Raw genomic sequence first — 17,642 nt, 5'->3', positions numbered from 1 at the left:
GTCACATGGGAGTCTGGGCCATGCGATGTCATCGTCGTGGAAGGGATACGCTTGCGCGTAATTTGGCCTGTACGGCCAGCCTACTGACACTTTTCTCCGGAATTACCGCCCCGGCCGCCCTGGCGCAGGCCGATGAACTGGAAATTGAGGAAATCATCGTCACCGGGTCGCGCCTGCGCATGGGCCCGGCGGAAAGCCCGAACCCCATATCGGTGGTGACGGGGGAAGAGATCGCGCGCACCGCGGCCACCAGCATGGAACAGTTCCTGGCCAAGCTGCCCGCCGCCGATTTCACCGGTGGTGCGTCGGCCGGCACGGTCTATGGCGGTGGCGGGGCGTCTTCCATCGGGCTGCGCAACCTGGGCGCCCAGCGCACCCTGGTGCTGGTCGACGGGCAGCGCTTCATCGGCACGGATTTCCCCTTCGCGTCTTCCACCACCGTCGATCTGAACAACATCCCCATCTCGATGATCGAGCGGGTGGAGGTGCTGCGCGACGGTGCCTCGTCGGTCTATGGCGCCGATGCCATCGGCGGTGTGATCAACATCCTGCTGAAGAAGAAGCTGGATGGCAGCAAGGTCGACCTGTCCTTCGGCACCACCAGCCGCGGCGACGGCACCACCTATGCCGGCTCGGTGACCACCGGCATCGACCTGGATCGCGGCTCCCTGATCCTGAATGCCGGTGCCGACCGGCGCGACCCGATCAAGGCCAAGGATCGCGGCTGGGCCACCAACCAGCATGAGGATGTGCCTACCACGGGCCTCTACAACGTATCCTACGTGCCGTTCGGCACCATCGCCTATACGCCCGACGGCACGGTCTATTATTACAACGCCTCGGCCCCGCCGCACGACGCCTATGACACGGCCTTCTTCCTGGCCAACAAGGACAAGCTGCCGGCAGGGCTGATCTTCAATGATGCCGCCTGGTGCAACCCCTGCCAGGATTTCTCCCAGCTGCCCTATCTGACCGGCAAGCTGGAGCGCAAACAGGTCAACGCCATCGGCAACTACAACCTGACGGAAGATGTCAGCGTCAAGTTCCGCGGCCTGTACACACGGCGCGACAGCGAGGAGGTCTATTCCCCCGCCATCCTGGGCTATTACAGCGCCACGCCGAAATTCCCCTACGGCGTCTATGTCCCGGCCACGCTGCCCAATGGCAGCGCCAACCCGTACAATCCGTACGGGGACGATGTCAGTTTCGACAGCCGCCTGCCCATGGAATATCGCCGCGGCTACAAGGACAAGATCGACACCTACCAGGCCGCCCTGTCGTTCGAGGGCACGGTCTGGGACAAGTATAACTGGGAGCTGGGCGGCGCCTATGGCCTGTCCAAATCGGCCTACAGCACGCCGGGCATGATCGACTTCCGCAAGGCCAGCCAGGTCGCCGGCATGGAGGCCTGCTCCACGGCCGATACCGCCGCCGGCTGCTCCCTGGGCAATTTCCTGGGCTACAACCAACTGACGGCCCAGCAGATCGATTATTTCACCTATACCGAACGCAACAGCAGCGAGATCAGCCACCATTATTTCCATGGCAACATCAACGGCCCGGTGGCAGCACTGCCGGCCGGCGATCTGAACATGGGTGCCGGGTTCGAGTTCCGGACGGAGAAGGGCAAGGTCGATCCCGATCCCGTCGTCCAGGCCGGCGATGGCGAGCGCTACACCTCGCCCAGTTCCGGCAGCTATGATGTATCGTCCGCCTATGTGGAGGCCATGGTGCCGCTGCTGAAGGACCAGCCGCTGGCCGAGGCGCTGACCCTGGCTGCGTCGGGCCGGTTCGACCATTATTCGGCCTTCGGTGACGCCTGGACCTGGAAGCTGGGCCTGGACCATCGGATCAATGACAGTTTCCGTCTGCGCGGCGCGCGGTCCACGGGCTTCCTGGCCCCGCAGATCAAGCAGCTTTATGGCGGTGTTTTCCTGGACGTGAAGTATCTGGACGATCCCTGCGCCAATGGCGGTGCGTATGCCGACCAGGGCGTCTGCGCCAGCACATTGGCCGCCCTGGGCGTGGCCAGTTCCGAAGATGTCGAACAGTTCGGATCGCTGGCCGTGCTGCGCGGCGGCAATCCCGATCTGAAACCGGAGAAATCCGGCGAATGGTCGGGCGGCTTCGTCCTGACGCCGGAAGCGGTGCCGGGCCTGGCCGTCACCACGGATTATTACCGGGTGAAGATCCGCGAACTGATCTCCGAACAGGACCTGGGCGGCATTCTGGAGGCCTGTTACGGCCAGGGCGACCCCGGCGCCTGCGCCAAGATCACCCGTGTGCAGGGCACCGGCCAGGTGTTGAACGTGCAGTCGGTGCTGATCAATGCCGGCCGGCGCATCACCAGCGGCATCGATGTCGGCGTCGAATATTTCTTCGACATCGATGATATCGGCCGCGTGGCCCTGTCGGGAGAGGCCAAATACACGATCGAGGACAAGCGCACCAACGTGTCGGGAGAGACCGTCGATTATGTCGGCACCTTCCTGATCGACGATGCCGCCCCGAAATGGAAGGGCAAGCTGGGCGCGGTGCTGACCCGCGACGATTGGAGCGTGGGCTGGTCCACCCGCTATTATGGCAAGGTCCATTGCGCGCCCAACAACTGCTATGTGGCACCCGACTATTTCGGCGACCACGCCCCGTCGGTCTTCTATCACGACCTGTCGGCGACCTATGCCTGGAACGGCCTGGACCTGTCGGCGGGCGTGGAAAACGTCTTCGACAAGGACCCGCCCTATGTCGTGGGCGGCGCCCAGATCAACACGCTCACCTCGGCCGGGTACGATCTGATCGGGCGGTATTTCTATCTGAAGGCGTCTTACAGCTTCTGAAGCGCGTTCTTTTCGTCATCCCGGCGAAAGCTCATGGGCGCTAACTTATGTGATTTGCATTGCCGTAGAAGCACTTTCTACCGTCACCCCGGCGAAGGCCGGGGCCCAGGTCATAGAGCGAAGCGCTTGTCACTTGGGCCCCGGCCTTCGCCGGGGTGACGGTAGAGAGAGCGGGATTGGTGTGCTCAATCATTTAAGTTAGCACCTATGAGTGACAAGCCGGGATGACAATGGAGAGAAGTTCAACCACCAACACCTGACCGGAGCGTCCATGCCCTTACCCCCCAGCCCTTCCTCCCACCCCAACCGCCGGCAGCTGCTGCGCGGGATGGCGGGGCTGGCCGGGTTGGGGGTGGCGACACCGGGAGTCCTGGCCCAGGGTGACGACTGGCTGCATCTGCGCATCCGGGCCGATATCGGCACCCTGGACCCGGCCATGCAAAGCGGCAATGTCGAGGAAGAGATCATCCGGTGCCTGTTCGTCACCCTGAACCGGCTGTCGGACTTCCGCGAACCATTGGCCTCAACCAATGCCGCCGCGCAACGGCTGGAATGGCTGGACCCCAGACGCCTGCTGTTCACCCTGCGGCCCGACCTGAACTGGACCGGCGGCTTCGGCCCCGTCACCAGCGCGGATGTCAAATACAGCCTGGAGCGCATCATCGACCCGGCCACCGGCTCTCCCTGGGTTTCCTATTTCGATGCCATGGAGCGGGTGGAGGTGGTGGATACCCGCACCGGCATCATCCATCTGCGTGAGGCGCGCCCGGCCTTCCTGTTCACCTCCCTGCCCTGGTATGGCGGCCATATCGTCTGTGAAAAGGCCATGTGGGCGCAGCCGCCGGGCACGCGCGTCGCCCTGCCGGTGGCCACCTGCGGCCCCTACATGATCGAACGCTGGCGGCCGGGGCAGGAAATCCGGCTGATCGCCAATCCCGACTGGCGCGGGGACAAGCCGGCCTTCGCGCGGGTGCGCATGTCGGTGGTCCCCGACGATGATGTGGCCATCCTGGCCTATCAGGCACGCTCGCTTTCCATGACGCGCATTTCCGTCAACACCCTGGCCCTGCTGCAAAAACGCAACCTGCCGGGCACGCGGCTGCTGGCCAGTCCCGGCAACAACCTGATCTGGCTGTCCTTGAACATGGACAACCCGTCCCTGACCGACATCCGCGTGCGCCGCGCCATCCAGCATGCCATCAATATCGACGACATCATCCAGGCCGCCTATGCCGGCATCGCCCAGCCGGCCACAGGCATCATCCCGCCCGGCATGCTGGGCCATCGGGACCGTAACCTGATCGAAGGCAACGACCCCGCCGCCGCCCGCCGCCTGCTGGATGCGGCGGGGGTGAAGCGGCTCCCACTGTCGCTGTCCATCGTCAACAACACCACCAACATGACCATCGCCCTGATCATCCAGGCGCATCTGCGCGAGGTGGGGATCGATGTCGCCATCCGCCCCTATGACGAGGGCACCTACTGGACCCTGGGCGACCAGTCGCTGGGCGATGCTTGGCAGGAATTGCAACTTGTCCTGATGAATTTCGCGGGCGGGGTCGACCCGTCCGACAATACGCTCTGGTACCTGTCGTCACAGGTGGGGCAATTGAACTGGTCGCGCTTCGCCAACCAGGGCTATGACGCCCTGCACGCCGCCGCCCAGGTGGAAACCGATCCGGACAAGCGCGCCGCCATGTACCGGCGCATGCAGGATCTGATGGAACAGTCCGGCGGCTTCCGCTTCCTGACCCACGGCATCCTGACCGCCGTGCATGAGGAAACTATCGCCCCCTTCATCACGGCTGACGGGCTGCTGGACCTGCCGCGCACGGCACGCGTCGCCGTCACCCATCCCACGTGAGTCCGATCATGACACATACCGTCACCGACCTGCCGTTCAGGGTGGAAACGCGCGAACTGTTCATCGCCATGACAGACGGCGTGCGGCTGGCCGCCACCCTCTGGCTGCCCGTCGGGGCCGGGCCGGTGCCGGCATTGGTGGAACTGCTGCCCTATCGCCGGCGCGACGGCACCATTTTCCGCGATGCCCGCAACCAGCCCTACATCGCCGGCCATGGCTATGCCTGCCTGCGCGTCGATATCCGCGGGGCGGGCGACAGCGACGGTCTCCTGGCCGATGAATATCTGCCGCTGGAGCAGGAGGATGCCTGCAATGTCATCGAATGGGCAGCATCCCAGCCTTGGTGCAGCGGGGCCGTCGGCATGTGGGGCCTGTCCTGGGGCGGGTTCAACGGCCTGCAGGCGGCGGCGAGGCGACCAAAGGGCCTGAAGGCCATCATCAGCATGTACGCGTCCGACGACCGCTATGCCGATGATGTGCATTTCATGGGCGGGTCATTGCTGACGGAGGACCCGATGTGGTCCGTGTTCATGCTGGCGCTCAACGCCACCCCGCCCGACCCCGCCATCGCCGGACCCGGCTGGCGGGAGACCTGGATGAAGCGGCTGGAAGCCAACCGCTGCTGGTCGGAGGTCTGGCTGGCCCATCAGAGCCGCGATGAATATTGGCGGCAGGGATCGGTATGCGAGGATTACGGCGCCATCGACATCCCAGTGCTGGCCGTGGCCGGCTGGGATGACAGCTATTCCAACGCCATGTTCCGCCTGCTTGCCAACCTGCCCGGCCCGCGCAAGGGGCTGGTCGGGCCCTGGAGCCATGTGCATCCGCATCTGGGCTCCCCCGGTCCCCGCATCGGGTTTTTGCAGGAGACCATCCGCTGGTGGGACCATTGGCTGAAGGGCATCGACAATGGCGTCATGGATGAACCGATGCTGCGCGCCTGGATCAACGATCCCAAGCCGCCCCGGCCCTTTTACGAGGATCATCCCGGAAGCTGGGTGGCGGAGCCGTGCTGGCCGCCACGCGCCGACCGCGATCTGGTGCTGCACCTGAATGACGGCCGGCTGCATGAACAGCCCTGCCCCGGCCCAAGCCTGCATTTGCGCTCCCCCGCCACGGCCGGGCGGGATTGCGGACGATGGGGCGGCTATGGCGGCGATGCGCCCGACATGGCCATCGACCAGCGGCGCGAGGATGGGACGGGCCTGTGTTTCGACACGAGCCCGCTGGAGGCGGACTTGGTGCTGCTGGGGGCACCCGTCGTGGAACTGGTGGCGTCCAGCCATAGCACACAAGGCACCGTGACGGCCCGACTGTGCGCCGTGGCACCGGACGGTACCTCGGCGCTGCTGACCTGGGGGACGCTGAACCTGGCCTTCCGCGACGGGTTCGACACGCCCAAGCCGCTGGAGCCTGGCCGCCCGTTCACGGTGCGCTTGGCGATGAACGAGATCGGCACGCGCGTGCCGGCCGGCCATCGCCTGCGTCTGTCGCTGTCCAACCAGCATTGGCCCATCCTCTGGCCGCAGCCGGGTCTGGCCTGCCTGGACCTGACAGCCGGCGTCAGCCGCCTGCGCCTGCCCGCCCGGCCGGACAGCCCGCTGGACGCCAGCCTGCGCCCGCTGGAACCGGCGGCGGCGACGGCACCGGTGGCATGTGTGGAGGAACGGCCCGTTCGCCATAGCCGCCAGGTGATGGAGGATGTGGCGACGGGGGAGCAGACCATCGATATGCTGACCGATTTCGGCCGCTACCGGCTGAGCGAAACCGGTCTGGTCTGCGACCACAGCGCACGGGACATCTTCACCATCCGCCCCGACGATCCGCGCAGCGCCCACCTGACCAGCGCCTATACCATCGCCTGCGACCTGGGCGATGCGGCGATGGGCGAAATCCTGATCCAGGCGCGCGTCGACCTGTCGGCCGATGAGGCGCATTTCCACCTGGACTGGCGGGTGCATGTGCATGAGGGCGGCACCCTGGTCCATGGCAAATCCGATCATGTCTCCATTCCCCGGCGGGGGATGTGAGGGCAGGCCCGTTGTCCCGCGAAGTCTGGGCCGTGAGGGTTTTCACAATATCCACTGTCGTTCCGGCGCAGGCCGGGGCCCAAGTCGTAGAGCGAAGCGCTTGTCATCTGGGCCCCGGCCTGCGCCGGGGTGACGGTAGAGAGGGCGGCATCGATGGTGCCCAAGAGTTCGCGTAAGCAGCAAGTGGGACGAACAGCAATCCCTCCCCTCCCCCACATCTTCTTATTGAACGATCGTACAATACCAATTATTCTCCGACCAATTCGCTTTGCGGAAAGGATCATTTCAGATGGCGCGCGACCCCCGCTTTGACATCCTGTTCGACCCGGTGCGCATCGGACCGGTGACGGCGCCGAACCGGTTCTATCAGGTGCCCCATGCCAGCGGCATGACCAACGCCCTGCCGCGTGTCCGCGCCGCGTTCCGGGAGACCAAGGCGGAGGGCGGCTGGGGCGTGGTCTGCACCGGTGCCTGTTCCATCCATCCCAGCAGCGATGACAGCCCGCTGCCCTTTGCCACCCTGTGGGACAAGGACGACATCAAGGCCCATGCCCTGATGACCGACGCGGTCCACAAGCATGGGTCGCTGGCCGGCGTGGAGCTGTTCCATGGCGGGGCCGTGGTGATGAACCGCACCACCCGCACCCCGCCCTTGTCGCCCTCGGGCACACCCTGGATGGCCACGCATATCGGCTTCATGTCCAATCTGCGGCCCAAGATCATGGACAAGGCCGACATCGCCGACCTGCTGCAGTGGCAGGTGGAGGGGGCGCGCAAGGCGCGATCCGCCGGGTTCGACATCGTCTATGTCTATGCCGGCATGGGGTACCTGCCCTATGAGTTCCTGCTGTCCGACTATAACCAGCGGACCGACGAATTCGGCGGGTCGGTGGAAAACCGCGTGCGCCTGATCAAGCAGATGATCGAGGTGACGAAGGAAGCGGTGGGCGATACCTGCGGCGTGGCCCTGCGCATCAGCCTGGAGGAACTGCGCAAGCGGCCGGGCACCCATATGGAGTCCGAAGCGCATGAGGTCATCGCCCTGATGAAGGACGATCCCGACCTGTTCGACGTGAAGCTGGACACCACGCCCACCGACTGCTCGGCCTCCCGCTTCTCCCCCGAAGGCAGCCACGAGCCCATCATCAATTTCGTCAAGAAGCTGACGACCAAACCGGTTGTCGGCGTCGGCCGCTTCACCTCTCCCGACACGATGGTATCGCAGGTCAGGCGCGGGGTGCTGGACCTGATCGGCGGGGCGCGGCCCTCCATCGCCGACCCGTTCCTGCCCAACAAGATCAAGGAGGGGCGGGAGGACGAGATCAGGGAATGCATCGGCTGCAACATCTGCATTTCCAGCTGGCATGATGGCGTGCCCGTCCGCTGCACCCAGAATGCCACGGCGGGCGAGGAATGGCGGCGCGGCTGGCATCCGGAGAAGTTCAAGCCCGCCCGCCGGCCGGAGAAGATCCTGGTGGTCGGTGCCGGCCCCGCCGGCCTGGAATGCGCACGGGTGCTGAGCCGCCGGGGCGTGCAGGTGACCCTGGCCGACAAGGCGGACGAATTCGGCGGCCGCCTGCGGTTCGAGACGAAGCTGCCCGGCCTGTCCGCCTGGGGCCGCGTGCTGGATTATCGGATGCTGGCGCTGAAATCGGATGCCAATGTCGAGCTTTATCCCGGCAGCGACCTGACCGCCGACGACATATTGGAGTTCGGCTGCGACCGGGTGGTGACGGCCACGGGCAGCCGCTGGGGCACGGAGCTTTACGCCGACAGCGAATTGCCCACCGCCCCCTTCCATGCCCCCGGCGTCTATACGCCCGACGATCTGGCCGTCGGCATCGTGCCGGAAGGTCCCATCGCCGTGTTCGATTTCGACAGCTATTACATGGGCGGGCTGGTGGCCGAACATCTGGCCAAGCTCTATGGCAACGTCACCTACATCACCCCGGCCGGCCAGGCATCGGCCTGGACCGTGATGACAAACGAGTTGCCGCGCGTACATCAGGCGCTGACCCGTGCGGGCGTGCCCGTGCGCACGCTCTCCCGCGTCGCCGGGTTCGGTGACGGGGTGCTGACCCTGACCGGCCTGTTCGTCGACCAGTTGGAACAGATCCCCTGCCGGTCCCTGGTCATCACCGGCCTGCGCCGGCCCAATGATGATCTGTACCAGAGCCTGATCGCCAAGGGCCCGGACCTGGCCGCCGCCGGCATCCGGTCTGTGGACCGGATCGGCGATGCCATGGCGGCGGGCGCCATCGCCCATGCCGTCTTCTCCGGCCATGAATATGCCCGCGAATTCGACCTGAGCCCGCAAGAGCGCAACTGGCGCCGTGACCGGCCGGTGGTGACCGAACCGTTCGGAAAAGGCGTGTATGAAGCAGCCGAATAATCCGGTCGCGTTAACCATAGTTATTGAACGTATGATCAATGGAGAATAGTGTTTTGCAACCGACCTATTGAGGGCGGCCGAAAAGGGGAGGGGCGGGATGAGAAACCGGGACCAGAAGATCGGCCCCTTGGCGGCCGGGATGATCGTGGCGGGCAACATGATCGGTTCCGGCGTCTTCCTGCTGCCGGCCAGCCTGGGCGCCATCGGGTCCATCACCATCATCGGCTGGGTCGTGGTGCTGGCGGGTTGCCTGCTGCTGGGCTGGGTCTGTTCGGCACTGGCCATGCTGCGGCCCAGCGGACTGGGCCTGACCGGCTATGTGCATGACGCGCTGGGCCGGTATCTGGGCTTCCAGTCTGCCTTCGTCTATTGGATCTCCACCTGGTTCGGCAATGTCGCCATCGCACTGGCCGTCACCGGATACTTGGGCACCTTCGTGCCGGCGATGAAGGTGCCTGCGGTGCTGGCGGGTGCCACCATCGCCATCATCTGGCTGATGACCATCGTCAACCTGTCGGGTGCCAAACTGATCGCAAGGTTCGAGGGCGTGGCCCTGGTCCTGGGCCTGGCGCCCATCCTGCTGGTCGGCGCCTTCGGCTGGGTCTGGTTCAACCCGGATATCTTCGCCGCCTCCTGGAACGTCACTGGCGGGTCGGACACCCATGCCATCACCGCCTCCCTGGGCCTGATCATCTGGGCCTTCCTGGGCCTGGAAAGTGCCGCCGTGGTGGCCGCCGTGGTCAAGCGGCCGGAACGCGACGTGCCGCTGGCCACGGCGGGCGGCATCCTGCTGGCCGGTCTCACCTATATAATCGCCTGCACCGCTCTCTCGGGCGTGATGCCGGCGGCGGAGATGGCGGCCTCCACCGCCCCCTTCGCCGATGTCGCCGCCCGCATCTGGGGCCCGGTGGCGGCATCCATCCTGGCCGTCTGCGCCATGGTCAAGGCGGCGGGGACGCTGGCCGGCTGGATGCTGGTGGGGGCGGAAACGGCGGAGGCCGCGGCCCAGCTGGGCCTGTTCCCGCGCACGCTGTCCAAGATCAACAGGCACGGCGCGCCGTCGCGCAACCTGATCGTCACCGCCGTGCTGATGAGTGTCGTCTGCCTGGCCACCCTGTCGGGCACGCTGGGCGAACAGTTCAGCATGGTGGTCAATATGGCTGTCATCCTGAACGTCCTGGTCTATGCCTATGCCTGCCTGTCGCTGCTGCGCCTGTCGGGCGGTATCGCGTCACCCGCCGCGCGGATGCGGGCACAGGCGGCGTCGGTGGCCGGGCTGGGCTTCGCCATCCTGATCATCGCCCTGTCGGAACTATGGATGCTGGGCGTGGCGGCCCTGGTCGTCGGCGTGACGGTGCCGCTCTACCTGCTGCGGCGGTTGCCGGTGGGGGAAACCGTAGGTCAGGTCGAGGCGAAAGCCGAGCCCTGACGGGGATGGCAAATGGCTTTTCCGTCAGGGCTCGCCTGCCGCTCGACCTGACCTACTTCACCACCTCCCCACCCTTCATCACCTTCACCACCCGTTCCAGCACACTGATGTCGGCCAGCGCATCACCTTCCACCGCGATCAGGTCAGCATAGCGGCCAGGCGCCACCGCGCCCACATCCCCCGACCAGCCCAGCATGGCGGCTGACACGGTGGTGGCCGACCGGATGGCCTGCATCGGCGTCATGCCGTTGGCCACCATGTATTTGAACTGCCGCGCATTCAGCCCGTGCGGGAACACCCCGGCATCGGTGCCATAGGCGATGCGCGCCCCGGCCTTCACGGCCTTGCGGAAGCCGACACGCTGGGCCTCCGTCGTCTCCTCGTTCTTGCGCATGATGTCGGCGGGCCAGCCCTCCCGCGCGCCATATTCAGCGATATAGTCGCCATTATAGATGTCCATGGACAGGTATGTGCCCTGCGCCTTGGCCATTGCGATCCCCTCTTCATCGATCAGGGAGGCATGTTCGATCCCGCGCACCCCGGCGCGGATGGCGGTCTTGATGCCGTCGGCCCCATGGGCATGGGCCGTGACCCAGCCGCCGCGCCGGCTTGCCGTCTCCACCGCCGCCCTGATCTCCCCCTCGGTCATCTCCAGTTGCCCCGGCTCCGTCCCCTCTGCCAGCACGGCACCGGTGGCGATGATCTTGATGCTGTCCGCCCCGTGCTGGAACAGATAGGCCACCTTCAGGCGCACATCGTTTTCGTCCTTATAGACGCCGGCGCGCATGTCGTCGGGCAGCTTTACGTCGGGCGACAGGCCCGTCACCTCCCCGCCTCCGCCCTCCACCGTGATATAGGCGCCGACGGCACTGACCCGCGGGCCGATCACATCGCCCCGGTTGATGGCGTTGCGCAGCTCGACATTGGCAAACGCCCGGAAACAGCCGACATCATGCACGGATGTGAAGCCGGCCAACAGCGTCTGGCGGGCATTGCGCGCCCCCACATAGGCGATCTCCATGGCCGAATGCAGCAGCGGTTCGGCGACATTGCTGCTCTGGTTCCAGTCGGTCAGATGCACATGCATGTCAATCAGGCCGGGCAGCACCTGATACCGGCTCCAATCCTCCACATTCCCGTCCATGGGCGCCCCCCGCCAGGGCTCCACCGCCACCACCCGCCCGTCGCGGATGGTGACCAACTGATCCGCCAGCACCCGGCTCTTCTCCGGATCGACCAGGGAACCGGCCCGGACATAGGAGGTGGCGGCCAGGGCGGCGGGTGAGGAGGCTAGGGCCAGCAGGAGAGCGATGGAGCGCAGCAGCATGGGACCTCCGGGCGTGGGATGTGAGGTCCGGAGTTTAACTGAACGGTCGCTCAGCAGCAACTGGCTGGCCTTCCAGGATGGGCAGGTGTATTCTTACCGAAGCGCGATCGATCCAGCAGAGGTATGAAATGCCAGCGACCGCCACTCTGTCAGCCAAGTTCCAGATATCCATCCCCAAGGCCGTGCGCGAGGAGCAGCACTGGGAGGCCGGGCAGGAATTCGTGTTCATCCCCAAGGGCAAGGGCGTGCTGGTGATGCCGGTGCCCGAGTTGGACCAGCTTGCCGGCATCGCCAGGGGCGCGCGCAAGGAAGGCTACCGCGACCGCTCGGATCGCTACTGATGGCCCTGTCAATGCGCGTGGTCGATACCTCGGCCTGGATCGAATGGCTTGTGGATAGCGAGTTGGGAAGAAGGCTGGGGACGGAATTCCCGGACAAGGCCAATTGCATCGTACCGACCATCGTGCAGCTTGAGCTGTCGAAATGGTTGGTACGCGAACTTGGCGAGGATCAGGCCGACCAGGTGATCGCCTATACCCAGAAATGCGTCGTCGTACCGCTGGACACCACAATCGCGCTGCTGGCGGCGGATTTGCACCGGGAGTACCGGCTGGCCACCGCCGACGCCGTGGTCTACGCAACCGCGCGCCAACGGGGTGCGGAACTGCTCACCTGTGACGCGCATTTCAAGGACCTGCCGGGCGTGGCGCTGTTTGCAAAGCCAGCCTGAGGCCCCTTACCCCAGCTTCGCCCAGCACTCCACCTCCAGCAGCGCGCCCATCGCCAACCCGTTGCTCCCGAACGCCGATCTTGCCGGCAGCCGGTCCGGCTTGAAGTAGGTGACGTAGATCTTGTTGAAGTCGCCCCACTGCTTCATGTCCTGCATCATGACGGTGCATTTGAAGACGCGGTCCATGGTCAGGCCGCGGCGCTCCACGGCGCCCTTGATGTTCTCCATCACCTGACGGGCCTGGGCCTCCATGCCGTCGGGCAGTTTCAGGTTGGCATCGTTGCCCAGCTGGCCCGACAGATAGAGGATGCCGTCCACCTCCACGGATTCCGAGAAGGGGGCGCCCGGAAAGGCCTTGTGGAAGCGGATATCGTCCGCCCCCTGGGCGGGCAGGGCCAGCAAGGTAGCCGCCAGCAGAAGCGTCTGTTTCAGCATGGTCTTAACCCCAGGTATCGCGCGCGAAGCGCAGGAAGTTGCGGCCCAGGATCTTTTCCACCTGGGCACTCTTCAGGCCCTTGGCCAGCAGCAGATCGGCCAGTTTCTGGAACTGTCCTGGCCCGCGCAGATCCATAATGAAGGGCGTGGTGGTCGCACTTTCGCCGGCCGCCGCGATGCCTTTGGCCACGCGATCGGCATTCTCCTTCCGCAGTTCCTCCATATAGGCGTCCATATCGTCCATGGAGGTGACATAGCCGTCGGTGCCGATGCCGATATGGTCCTCCCCCGCCACCTTGACCGCATGCAGGATATGGTCGACCACGTCATTGGCGGTGGCGACGCGGCCCTTGGCCAGGAAGGGCATGAAATAGATGCCGATAAAGCCGCCCTTGTCGGCCACGCCGCGCAGTTCGGCGTCCGTCTTGCTGCGCGGCAGATCGGTGATGGCGCGGCAACCGGTATGGTTGATGGAGAGCGGGCGGGTGGCCGCCTGGATGGCGTCCAAACAGGTCTGCTGGTTGGAATGGGACAGGTCGACCATCACCCGGTTGGCCTCGATCCGCGCCATCATCTCCCGTCCCAGCGGCGTCAGCCCCTCACCTTCCGGCCGGATGCTGCCGGAGCCCAGCAGGTTCTGCACATTGTAGGTCAGCTGCATGACACGCACGCCCATATCGGCGAAGATATCGACGCGGGCCGGATCGGTGCCGAACATGGCACCGTTCTGGAAGCCCAGGATCATGCCGATCTTCTTGCCGGCCTTGGCCTTTTCCAGGTCGGCAGCCTTCAGCACCAATGCCAGGTCATCCGGCTGGGCGCGGATCTGGGCCAGGCTTTCGGCCGTCTCCCGCACGGAGAATTCGAACGGATCGTCGGGGCCGGCGACATAGCCGATGGTGTTGTTGACGGCATGCAAGCCGGCGCGACGGGCGTCGTCCAGGGCCCGCTGCCCGATATGGGACCGCACGGCGCGCGGGGCATCCTTGGGCGGCTTGACATTGGGATCGCCGATGCCGCCCAGGGCATTGACCACCAGCATGTCGCGGATGCTGGTCGCACCCGTCGGACCATCGATGGCCGACGTGGCGGCACGGGCGGCGGCGGGCAGCAGGGCCGTGGCCGCCCCGGCCAGCAACAGGTGGCGGCGCGCGATGTCAGTCATCCTTGGGCATCTCCTCCGGCGTGATGGGACGATAGGCGGCTCGGTCCAGTCTGGTGCCGCGCTTCACGGTGAAACGGATGGACCGCAGATTGCCCAGATCGGCCAGCGGGTCGCGGTCCAGCACGATGAAATTCGCCAGCTTGCCGGCCTCAATGGCGCCCATCTCCGCCTCCTGCCCGATGAGTTTCGCACCCTCCAGGGTGGCGGCGCGGATGACCTCGCCATTGGTCATGCCAGCGCGGGCGTGCAGCAGTTCCAGCTCGTCATACAGCGCCGGCCAGGGATGGGCGGCGGGCGGCACGCCGTCGGTGCCGGTGACGATGGTAACGCCGGCCCGCTTGGCCTGGGCGGTCAGGGCCGATGCCACTTCCAGGGTACAATGCGGGCGCGGCTTCATGTCGGGCTTGGCGGCCAGGCGCTTGTCATATTCCTGATAGACGCGCAGCGTGGCGTCCAGGACGATGCCCTTGGCCGCCATCTGCTTGAACAAGGCCGTCATTTCCGGATTGTCGCCGCCCTTCAGCTTGTCCACCTCCACCAGCCGCCGGTCCTTGTAGGTCGTCGGGCGGGGGTTGGAGATGTGATAGGCGAGGTAACAGGTGTGGGAGATGCTGTCGACGCCGGCATCCACCACATCGGCGGGCGGCGTGGGGAACACCATGCCATGGGCCCAGACGCGCATGCCCTGTTTATGCGCCTCCGCCGTGATGGCGCGCACGTCCTGGGGCCGCAGATTGTCATAGAGCTTGATGGCGATGGCGGAGGTGCCACGGGCAAGGGTGACGGCTTCGGGCAGGTTGGTGCCATCGGTGACGGCGCGCATCCAGGGCACGGTGCCGGGCTTCACCCCTTCGGCCGCCGCCGCCGTACGCGGATCGTCGAAGAAATCCGGGCCAGCGAACAAGGCGGCGGCATAGATGTCCGGCCCCGGCACCTCCCCCACCCGTGTGGCACGGGCATATTCCATGACGGCGCGCAGATCATCGGCCATGTCGCGCACGGCGGTGATGCCGCCGAACAGGTCACGGCGCATCTGCGCCTCCGCCTGCACCCGGTTGGGCGGGGTGGCCATGTGCTGGTGGCTGTCGATCAGGCCGGGCAGCAGATAACCGCCGGCAAGGTCGACGAAGCTGGCATCGGCCCAGCGGGTGACCGCCACCGTCGCCATGGGCATGATGGACGCGATCCGGTCACCCTCCACCACGACGGCCATGCCTGGCTGGGCCGGACCGCCGCGCCCGTCGATCAGGGTGGCGTTGGTATAGATGACACGGGCACCCTTTTCCGCCGGGGCATAGGGGCGCGGCATGGCGCCGGGCGGGGCATGGGCGAAGGTTGGCGGAACCAGGAAGCTGGCCAGCAGCAGGAGGGCGCGTGCCTTGACGGAAAAACCCATGTCATCCCACCGTTTAGTTACCGTTGATTGGTAACCGAAAGCTGCGTTCTATACCAAGCCGCATCGCGTTCTATACTCATTACGGATTGGTATCAGCGCCCGGAGGATTGATGACCGCCGATTTCCGTTTCCGCCACCGTGTGCGCTATGGCGAGTGCGACCCGCAGCAGGTGGTGTTCAATGCCCGCTATGGCGATTTCATCGATATCGGCATCACCGAATATCTGCGCCTGCTGGTGGGCGGAACCCAGGGGCTGAACGCGCGCGGGCTGGACATGATGGTGGTCAAGCAGACCAAGGAATGGAAGGCGCCGGCCCGGTTCGATGATGTGCTGGAACAGTCCATCCGCACGGGGCGGGTGGGCACCACATCCTTCACCATCCTGACGGATTTCACCCTGCACCCGGACGGCACGCCCGTGATGACGGCGGAAACCGTCTATGTGATGACTTCGTTCGGGGCGGCGGAGAAGCGGGTGATCCCCGCCGATCTGGCGGAGCTGCTATCGGCCGGGGTGCCCGGCCGGCTGGTGGATCACGCCGGTTCGACGTGATTGGTGCGGCGCGAGGCCGGCGGCAGCCATTCGACGTTGGAGACGTCCAGATAGTCGCGCATATAGACGGCCAGACGGTCGGCGATGCGGCGCAGATTGGCCGCCTCTTCCGGCTTCGTGGCCTCCAGACGCCCGGCCTCGGCCTGCATCTCGTCGGCCTTCACCAGGATGTCGCGGCGAAGGTCATTCAGATCCTGGATCGTCATCATGACACCCATAACTGCAATCCCGCCTTCCCGACCATCATGGCATATGAAGGCGCTCCGTGACGCCTTAACTATGCAAGGTTGCCGCGAATTCGTGAAGACTGCATTAAGGTCGGCATGATTTGGCCCCTGAACCGCCCCGTTCGGACACAGGGGAGGTATGCACGCTCAACGCCTTATACCGGACGGGTTAACTCAGCCGTGGGAATCGGCGGCAGAATCTGCCGTGATCTCCGACCGCACCTTCGCCTCCAGATTGTCGATCCGCGCCTTCAGCGCATCGATGCGGGCCAGCAGGTCGGGCAGGCCCAGGGCGCTGGCCGTGGACAGGGCGGCGACACTTTCCGACAGGTCGGCGGCGATGGCGGCCAGATCGGGTGGGTTCTGCGGATCGCTGCTCATTGCCCGCCCGCGTGATAGGTGAACAGGGCGATCGACGCCGCCACAGTGGCGTTCAGGCTTTCCACCGCGCCGGTATTGCCGATCGTCAGGCGCCTGGCCGGCAGATTCTGCGGCACGCCCTGCCCCTCCTCACCCAGGATCAGGCGCGCATCCTCCGGCCAGGCGAAGGTGGCCAGATCCTCGCCCCCGGCATCCAGGGCCAGCAGCGGTCCCGTGGCCTGATCCAGCCCCGCCCAGCGCCCGCCGCGCACGATGTCCAGGCTGAAGACGGCATTGCTGGCCGCGCGCAGGCATTTGGGGTGGAACGGGTGGGCCGATTCCTCCAGCAGGATGACCTTCGACACCCCGAAGGCAGCGGCGCTGCGCAGCAGCGCGCCCAGATTGGCCGGATCGCCTAGGGCGCAGACCAGTTCCAGCCCCTGCGGCGGGGCCGACAGATTGGCCTGCCCGATGGTTGGTAGGTTGCCGACCAGGATCGGATAGTCCGTGCCCGACACGTCCAACTCGCGGAACAGCGGTCCCGCCAGCACCACGGGCTGGATATGGTCGGGTAGCGGCCAGTCGGCGATCCATTCGGGATGGCGGATCAGGATGCGGGTGAAATGAAGCGGCCAGCGGGTCAGCGCCTCCGGCACGGTCTTCAGGCCGGCCAGCAGGAACTGCTCCGCCTTGCGGATGCCGCGGCTTTCCAGCAGCCCGGACCAGGTCTTGAATTGCGGGTTCTGGGGGCTGTCGATCTGGTGCATGCGTGGGACATCCTGTTCCGCGGACCACCACGGACATTACCTGCGCGCCCACCTGTCGTCATCCCGGCGAAAGCCGGGACCCAGGGGCCACGGGATCAAACCTGTAGGCTGCGTCAATCAACGCTGCTG

General features: G+C 65.6%; 15 protein-coding genes. 8 read left to right on the top strand and 7 right to left on the bottom strand.

The window, feature by feature from the left end; translation table 11 throughout:
* The first annotated feature begins 62 nt into the window (after window positions 1–62).
* The 5 genes from ACM9HJ_RS11870 (at window position 63) to ACM9HJ_RS11850 (ending at window position 10,552) form a co-directional block, all read left to right on the top strand.
* Window positions 63–2,837 carry a TonB-dependent receptor gene (locus ACM9HJ_RS11870; RefSeq protein WP_416571935.1) on the top strand — a complete coding sequence of 925 codons (2,775 nt, stop codon included), beginning with the start codon at window positions 63–65 and terminating at the stop codon, window positions 2,835–2,837.
* Between the two features lie 271 nt (window positions 2,838–3,108).
* Window positions 3,109–4,701: an ABC transporter substrate-binding protein gene (locus ACM9HJ_RS11865; RefSeq protein ID WP_416571934.1), complete on the top strand. Its 1,593-nt coding sequence runs from the start codon at window positions 3,109–3,111 to the stop codon at window positions 4,699–4,701.
* 8 nt (window positions 4,702–4,709) lie between these two features.
* A complete protein-coding gene (locus tag ACM9HJ_RS11860; protein WP_416571933.1) occupies window positions 4,710–6,731 on the top strand; it encodes a CocE/NonD family hydrolase in 2,022 nt (673 codons plus the stop codon).
* A gap of 289 nt (window positions 6,732–7,020) precedes the next feature.
* Window positions 7,021–9,123 carry an FAD-dependent oxidoreductase gene (locus ACM9HJ_RS11855; RefSeq protein WP_416571932.1) on the top strand — a complete coding sequence of 701 codons (2,103 nt, stop codon included), beginning with the start codon at window positions 7,021–7,023 and terminating at the stop codon, window positions 9,121–9,123.
* A 97-nt stretch (window positions 9,124–9,220) separates the two neighbouring features.
* A complete protein-coding gene (locus ACM9HJ_RS11850) occupies window positions 9,221–10,552 on the top strand; it encodes an amino acid permease (RefSeq protein WP_416571931.1) in 1,332 nt (443 codons plus the stop codon).
* A 52-nt stretch (window positions 10,553–10,604) separates the two neighbouring features.
* On the opposite strand, the gene ACM9HJ_RS11845 is transcribed toward ACM9HJ_RS11850, so the two are convergent.
* Window positions 10,605–11,879, bottom strand: coding sequence for an amidohydrolase family protein (locus ACM9HJ_RS11845; RefSeq protein ID WP_416571930.1), 1,275 nt, complete (start codon window positions 11,877–11,879; stop codon window positions 10,605–10,607).
* A 128-nt stretch (window positions 11,880–12,007) separates the two neighbouring features.
* On the opposite strand from ACM9HJ_RS11845, the gene ACM9HJ_RS11840 reads away from it, so the two are divergent.
* Window positions 12,008–12,220, top strand: coding sequence for an AbrB/MazE/SpoVT family DNA-binding domain-containing protein (locus tag ACM9HJ_RS11840; protein ID WP_416571929.1), 213 nt, complete (start codon window positions 12,008–12,010; stop codon window positions 12,218–12,220).
* On the top strand, window positions 12,220–12,609 hold the full coding sequence (locus tag ACM9HJ_RS11835; protein WP_416571928.1) for a type II toxin-antitoxin system VapC family toxin: 390 nt from the start codon (window positions 12,220–12,222) through the stop codon (window positions 12,607–12,609). Before ACM9HJ_RS11840 ends, ACM9HJ_RS11835 begins: the two co-directional genes overlap by 1 nt.
* 6 nt (window positions 12,610–12,615) lie before the next feature.
* Here ACM9HJ_RS11835 and ACM9HJ_RS11830 read toward each other — a convergent pair whose 3' ends face one another.
* From ACM9HJ_RS11830 to ACM9HJ_RS11820, 3 genes are read right to left on the bottom strand one after another with little or no spacing between them, the layout of a single operon-like run.
* Window positions 12,616–13,044, bottom strand: a complete 429-nt coding sequence (locus ACM9HJ_RS11830) for a RidA family protein (RefSeq protein ID WP_416571927.1) — start codon at window positions 13,042–13,044, stop codon at window positions 12,616–12,618.
* Between the two features lie 4 nt (window positions 13,045–13,048).
* The gene (locus tag ACM9HJ_RS11825; protein WP_416571926.1) at window positions 13,049–14,209 is read right to left on the bottom strand and encodes a dipeptidase; all 1,161 of its coding nucleotides are present in this window, start codon (window positions 14,207–14,209) and stop codon (window positions 13,049–13,051) included.
* Window positions 14,202–15,605 carry an amidohydrolase family protein gene (locus tag ACM9HJ_RS11820; RefSeq protein WP_416571925.1) on the bottom strand — a complete coding sequence of 468 codons (1,404 nt, stop codon included), beginning with the start codon at window positions 15,603–15,605 and terminating at the stop codon, window positions 14,202–14,204. Before ACM9HJ_RS11820 ends, ACM9HJ_RS11825 begins: the two co-directional genes overlap by 8 nt.
* Window positions 15,606–15,715: 110 nt before the next feature.
* Between ACM9HJ_RS11820 and ACM9HJ_RS11815 the strand changes: the two genes are divergently transcribed.
* Window positions 15,716–16,159 (top strand): acyl-CoA thioesterase, encoded by a 444-nt coding sequence (locus ACM9HJ_RS11815; RefSeq protein WP_416571924.1) that lies wholly within the window; start codon window positions 15,716–15,718, stop codon window positions 16,157–16,159.
* Here the strand turns inward: ACM9HJ_RS11815 and ACM9HJ_RS11810 are convergent.
* The 3 genes from ACM9HJ_RS11810 to ACM9HJ_RS11800 all read right to left on the bottom strand — a co-directional run bounded on the left by ACM9HJ_RS11810 (window position 16,141) and on the right by ACM9HJ_RS11800 (window position 17,513).
* Window positions 16,141–16,377: a hypothetical protein gene (locus tag ACM9HJ_RS11810; protein ID WP_416571923.1), complete on the bottom strand. Its 237-nt coding sequence runs from the start codon at window positions 16,375–16,377 to the stop codon at window positions 16,141–16,143. The genes ACM9HJ_RS11815 and ACM9HJ_RS11810 overlap by 19 nt on opposite strands.
* Before the next feature lie 183 nt (window positions 16,378–16,560).
* Window positions 16,561–16,767, bottom strand: a complete 207-nt coding sequence (locus tag ACM9HJ_RS11805; protein ID WP_416571922.1) for a hypothetical protein — start codon at window positions 16,765–16,767, stop codon at window positions 16,561–16,563.
* On the bottom strand, window positions 16,764–17,513 hold the full coding sequence (locus ACM9HJ_RS11800; protein WP_416571921.1) for a TrmH family RNA methyltransferase: 750 nt from the start codon (window positions 17,511–17,513) through the stop codon (window positions 16,764–16,766). Before ACM9HJ_RS11800 ends, ACM9HJ_RS11805 begins: the two co-directional genes overlap by 4 nt.
* Window positions 17,514–17,642 lie beyond the last annotated feature (129 nt).

Source organism: Niveispirillum sp. KHB5.9 (assembly GCF_048066115.1).
Lineage (GTDB): Bacteria > Pseudomonadota > Alphaproteobacteria > Azospirillales > Azospirillaceae > Niveispirillum.
Note: the sequence above shows the minus strand (reverse complement) of the source record. Positions and strands in the feature narration are given on the sequence as shown.